Annotated in this window: 2 protein-coding genes and 2 pseudogenes; 3 read left to right on the top strand and 1 reads right to left on the bottom strand. The window is 67.2% G+C overall.

Translation table 11 applies throughout. The annotated features are described in order from the left end of the window. Window positions 1–96, top strand: a pseudogene (locus tag ACIQ8J_RS35710) (IS630 family transposase); the annotation flags it as partial. Window positions 97–336: 240 nt separating this feature from the next. Here the strand turns inward: ACIQ8J_RS35710 and ACIQ8J_RS35705 are convergent. Then, entirely contained in the window at window positions 337–2,307 is a 1,971-nt protein-coding gene (locus ACIQ8J_RS35705) for a recombinase family protein (protein WP_403278292.1), read from the bottom strand. A gap of 301 nt (window positions 2,308–2,608) precedes the next feature. Here ACIQ8J_RS35705 and ACIQ8J_RS35700 point away from each other — a divergent pair. Continuing rightward, window positions 2,609–2,791: pseudogene (locus tag ACIQ8J_RS35700) on the top strand (DDE endonuclease); the annotation flags it as partial. Window positions 2,792–2,957: 166 nt separating this feature from the next. After that, window positions 2,958–4,493 (top strand): trypsin-like serine protease, encoded by a 1,536-nt coding sequence (locus ACIQ8J_RS35695; protein WP_403278294.1) that lies wholly within the window; start codon window positions 2,958–2,960, stop codon window positions 4,491–4,493. Window positions 4,494–5,199 lie beyond the last annotated feature (706 nt).

Below are 5,199 nucleotides of genomic sequence, written 5' to 3'. Positions count from 1 at the left end.
CACCGGAGCGCCGGGATGCGTCAGTACGCCGCCGACCACGACTGGCTGACCATCGTCCAACTGCCCAGCTATGCACCGGACCTGAACCCCGTGGAGATGGGTTGTCCGCACTGCTGGCTGCGTAGGGTCGTTCGTTCATAGTTCGTCCTCTTCTTGCTCGTTCTCGTTCCTGGTGTTCGGGGTTGGTGCGTCGTCGGCCCATAGGCGCCGCTTGCGGAGCCTGTCCGGGATGCGGCGCAGGGCACGGAGGCGTTCGGTCTCCGCGGTGTCGGCGGTGATGATCCAGCGGTGTGGCGGTCGTTCGTCCTGACGTCCGGTGATCCAGCCGCGCTGCAGCTAGCCGAAGAGCGTGGCGGCGGGCATGCCGAGCTCCCGGGCGAGGGTGGCCAGCCACCACTCGTGCTCGCTCAACTCGCCGTGGGCGGTGTGCCGGTCGTCTTCGAGTCCGTGACGGGTGCCCAGGCGGCGGATCAGGTGTTGGATCTCGCCGGGGTGGAAGCGCGGTTTCTGGCGGGGAGGCCGTAGGCCCTGTTCGGCGAGGCGGTCGGCGATCTGTGTGGTCGTTGCTCCGGATGCGGCCAGGGCCTGGATCTCTTCGACAATGCGGGGGTAGTACGACAGCTGGTCGACATGGGCGACCGGGCGGGTCAGATCGGCGCCGGTGCGGGTGCCTCCGGCCCACACGATCACGGCGTGCACCTTCTCGGTCGCCCCCTGGGCGGTGACGTCCACTCGTTCCACCACACAGCGCAGCAGCCGTTTGCGGTCGGCGGTCGTGGTGGTGGTCGCATGCCACAGGTTCGGGAGGTCTGCGGCCAGGCCGCGGATCGTGGCCAGTTCAGCGGCCGAGAGCCTGCGCGGCTGGGCCCGGCGGTAGTGCTCGTAGTCCTCCTTCAGTTTCGCCTGTGCCGCCAGGGCCTGTTCCCACTCCTTTTCCAACTGGCGTACCACCAGGCGATTTTCCGGCTCGGCGAGCCGGTAGCAGCGGGCTGCGCGGTCCGCGGCGAATGCGGCGCGCTCCAGGCGCTGGCGCCAGATGCGGTCCACCTCAGCGCGACGGGCCTCCAGATGTCGGGACGCCTCGATCGACAGCTCCAAGGCGGCCGGGGCCAGGGCCGAGAGCACATGGCCGGTGACGAAATCGTCAAGGAAGGCGGCGGGCATCTGCTGGCAGCGTGGCTCGCCGTAGGTGACGCGGCGCCGGGTGCAGCAATACCGGCCGGTCAGGCCGGACTTGCTGGTCTCGTAGACCACCTGCAGGCGCTGACCGCAGATGCCGCACACCACCAGCCCGGCCAGCAGGCACGGCCCTTCCCGCGCAGCCCCCATACTCTCGGCGCGGGCCCGGTTGGCCGCCATGCGTGCCAGGTTCCGTTCGTACTTCCCGACGCTGATATAGGCCGGTAGCGCGTCCTCGATGCGGACCAGCCACTGATCACTGCCCAGCCCGCGGGCCCGCCCGCTGCACGGGCAGCCGGGTTTCAGCCGCGCCGGATCGGTGCGGCTGCGTCCGTAGGCGTAGATCCCGGCGTAGGCCGGGTTGCGCAGCATGTTGATCAGACCTTGCTGGTGCGGCGGCCGCCAGATGAGCTGCCCCTTGCCGGGGCCCGACCGCTGCCGCATCCCGATCAACACCTGGTGCTCCACCAGGAACCGCAGCACCGCATGGACCGTGCCCAACTGCTCGAACAGGTCGAAGACCCGATGGACCACGGCGCGGACCTGCTCGTCGGGATCGAGCACGACCTCGCCGCCAGGACGTCGCACATACCCGGCAGGCAGTGGCACGGCCAGCTCCCCGCGGGCGGCCTTCGCCAGCCGGCCGGCGGCCATCCGCTGTTTGATCAGGTGCAGTTCGACCTCGCTCATCGTGCCCTTCAAGCCGAGCAGCAAGCGGTCGTTATAGCAGTTGGGATCGTAGACTCCGTCTGTGTCGGCCAGCAGGGTCCCGGTCAGCGAACACAGCTCGATCAACTGATGCCAGTCCCGCCCGGCCCGCGCCAGCCGCGACATCTCCAGACCCAGCACCACCCCGACCCGCCCCATGGTGATCTCGGTGACCAGGCGGGCAAAGCCCGGCCGCTCCAGCCCGCCCGCCGCTGAGCGGCCGAGGTCCTCGTCGATGACCAACACCCGCGAACGCGACCAACCCAAGGCCACGGCCCTCGCGACCAGCCCATACTGCAGCCGCGTCGGCTCACCATGATCGAGAACCTGCTGCCGAGACGACTGCCGGACGTACACGACCGCGAGCCGATCCCGATGCCTGCCTTCGACTTTGCGCCCCGCGTCTTCAACGAGCGGCATCACCGTCACCCCCGCTCTCGGTGCTCCGGCTGGATACCGCTCGGTCCAGGAGTGTCACCAGCACCGCCAGCACCTCGCGGCGGCTCGTCTCCGGCAACAAGGTCCACGGCACCGGCTGACCAGCCGTCACCATCCCGATCTGGGGCCAACATCCGCTCCGGCGACGTCCATGACGCACCGCCTTCCCCCTGGTCACACGCCTTCAGGCGCGCAACCACTTCGGCCAGCCGCAGCAGGCCCTCACTACCGATAATCGCCGCGTCCACAGTCTCTTGTCCAACGTCCCCCGCACTATGGCAAGCCGACTGAACGCATCTGGTCCCTGCTGCGGCGCGGCCCCCTAGCCAACGTCGCCTCCGCCGACGACGAACACCTCGAACGCACCCTCCGCCGGGGCCTCAGCCACATCCAGCGCCACCCCGAACTCATCGACGGCTGCCTCACCGAAACCGGCCTGACCATCCCTCCGAACCAACCGACATGAACCCGAAAATCTCAGTAACGGCCGGTCATAGCTGTGTGCAGCCCTGGGCGTAAGCGCGTGCTGTTGCAGAGCAGACACAGAACGGCTGCACAACGAATGCATATTCGCAACATAACTGGGCGTACGGGTGAATAGTGTGGCGCATATGCATATAAGAATTCCTTCCTTGCTGCTCGGTGCTGCGGTCACGCTGACCGCGCCCCTCATGGCTGCCGTTCCCGCGCAGGCCATCGTGGGTGGCACTGAGTCGGCTCAGGCCTATCCGTTCATGGGTTCGTTCCAGCCTTCCTACCCCGCCCCTCCGCGCCCGGATCACCATGGCTGCGGGGTGGAAGTCCTTGCGCCCCAATGGGTACTGACTGCCAGTCACTGCGCCGGTAAGAACCCGACCAATGCGAAAGCAGGTGTCCCGAAGGGCTGGAAGGTCCGTGTCGGATCACTGGACACCGCCTCCGGAGGCGAGGTCGCCGAGATCGATCATTTCTACCGCCTGGCAACCAACCTCGATCCGGACGGTTTCTGGGGCCGGGACCTGGCATTGATGCACCTGAAGGCCCCGGTCCGGGCCAAGCCCGTGCCGATAGCCTCGGCCCGGCCTGCAGACGGCACTCCCGTCCGCATCATGGGCTGGGGCATGACTTGCGACGACATCAACGACTCGGCGTGCTTCCCCACACGGCTGCGAGAAGCGGACACCATGACGCAGCCGCCATCGGAGTGCGATTCAACGGATCCGGGCAAGTACCCCGAGCTGTGTATAGGCAGCCGCGACGGCAAAGTCCGCGCCAGCAACATGGACTCCGGCGGGCCTGCGCTGGTCCACGAAGGCGACCACTGGGCGCTGGCCGGTGTGGTCAGCGGCCCCGGGGCCAGCGACAACGCGCCGGTACGCTACACCGATGTCACGATGCACACCGACTGGATCAAGGGCATCATCTCCGGCACCCACGTTCCCCCCGATGATGCCATCCCGGACGTGGAAGGCACGATAGACCTCCAGGACTGCGTAGGCTCAGTGGTCCGCACCCCTGCCTCACATCCGGACGACCCGGCACTGATGCTGACCAACGGCCACTGCGTGCAGGGACAGCGGCCCGCGCCCGGAGCCGCCCTGATAGACCAGCCCGCCAGCCGCGATGTGCCGGTCGCCGACCATGAGGGCTACCCCCGCACTACTGCCCATGCGAACCGGCTGGTGTACGCGACCATGACCGGCACAGACATCGCCCTCTACCGCCTGGACACCACCTACGCACAGCTGCAGGCCAAGGGCGCGAAAGTCTTCCAGCTCGCCTCCACCCCCGTACACGTCGGCGACCCCCTGAGCATGGCCTACCCCGTCCGCCGCCTGGAGTGCACCGCTGAAGCCGTGGTCCCGCACCTTCGGGAAGGCGGCTACCAGATGGACAACTCCATCCGCTACGCCGCCGGCAGCGGTTGCAACCCCCAGCACGGCTACTCCGGCTCACCCCTGCTGGCCCGCGACAACACCACTATCGTCGGCATCCACAACACCCATAACGACGACGGCCAGCAGTGCACCGACAACAACCCCTGCGAGGTAGCCGCCGACGGCACCGTAACCTCCACCAAGGGACGCAACTACGGTCAGCAGGTCAACGTGATCACAGCCTGCCTGACCAAGGGCTCAAAGCTCAACCTGTCCAGCCAGGACTGCACCCTCACCGGCCCCCGCCCCTGACCAAAGGGCCCACCAGCAGCCACAACCCGTAACGCTGAACATCTCCACCCTCACACCAAACGACAGAACAAGCCGCGCAGGGGCGGGAACGCGTGAAACGATCCTTACAACCCCTGCGCGGCCCCCTGTCCAGTCCCACGCCAGCCCTTGACCTGGCGCTCCCCCCCCCACGTTCACGCGGCCCGCGTCGCCTCCGCCGACGACCTCGCCCGCGAGACCCGACGCTTCCTGCACCTCAGACAACCCAACCCCGCATCGTCTGCGGCTACTTCAAGGCCCGCCACGTCCGCTACACGGCCGAGTAGGAACCCACCAGCTTCGACTCAATAATTCTTCCCGCACCTGTCTCTCTTCTATCCACTGGGAAACGTCGGGAGTCTCCGCTGAGGGCAGGAGGAACAAAGTTTGACAAACTGTCGGGCCCGCCTCACCAGGGCGGAGCCAAGCGCTGACCTGGAAGGTTGTTCAGAAGTGGTGGATCGTGCTGGTGTCCAGGTGTGGAGGAGTTCGAGCTGGACGGCGGTGTCGAGGACTTCAGGGAGGGTGTCGAGGGGGCCGCGGTAGTTCTCGGAGAAGATCCTTCCAGTTCTTCAGGTGGCCGATGGAGCGCCCGGCCGCGGAACGGATGGAGGAGTGGGTCCGGTTGCAGTCCTTCTCCACCGCGGTGAGCGAACGGTGCAGGGGCTTCTTGCAGGGAGTCAGCAGG

This window comes from Streptomyces sp. NPDC094147 (assembly GCF_044764265.1).
Classification (GTDB): Bacteria; Actinomycetota; Actinomycetes; order Streptomycetales; family Streptomycetaceae; genus Streptomyces.
The sequence above is the reverse complement of the archived record's forward strand: the minus strand, read 5'-3'. Positions and strand labels throughout refer to the sequence as shown.

Coding starts and splice junctions, on each gene's coding strand:
- ACIQ8J_RS35705 (WP_403278292.1), bottom strand. CDS start 2,307: ATGCCGCTCGTTGAAGACGCGGGGCGCAAAGTCGAAGGCAGGCATCGG.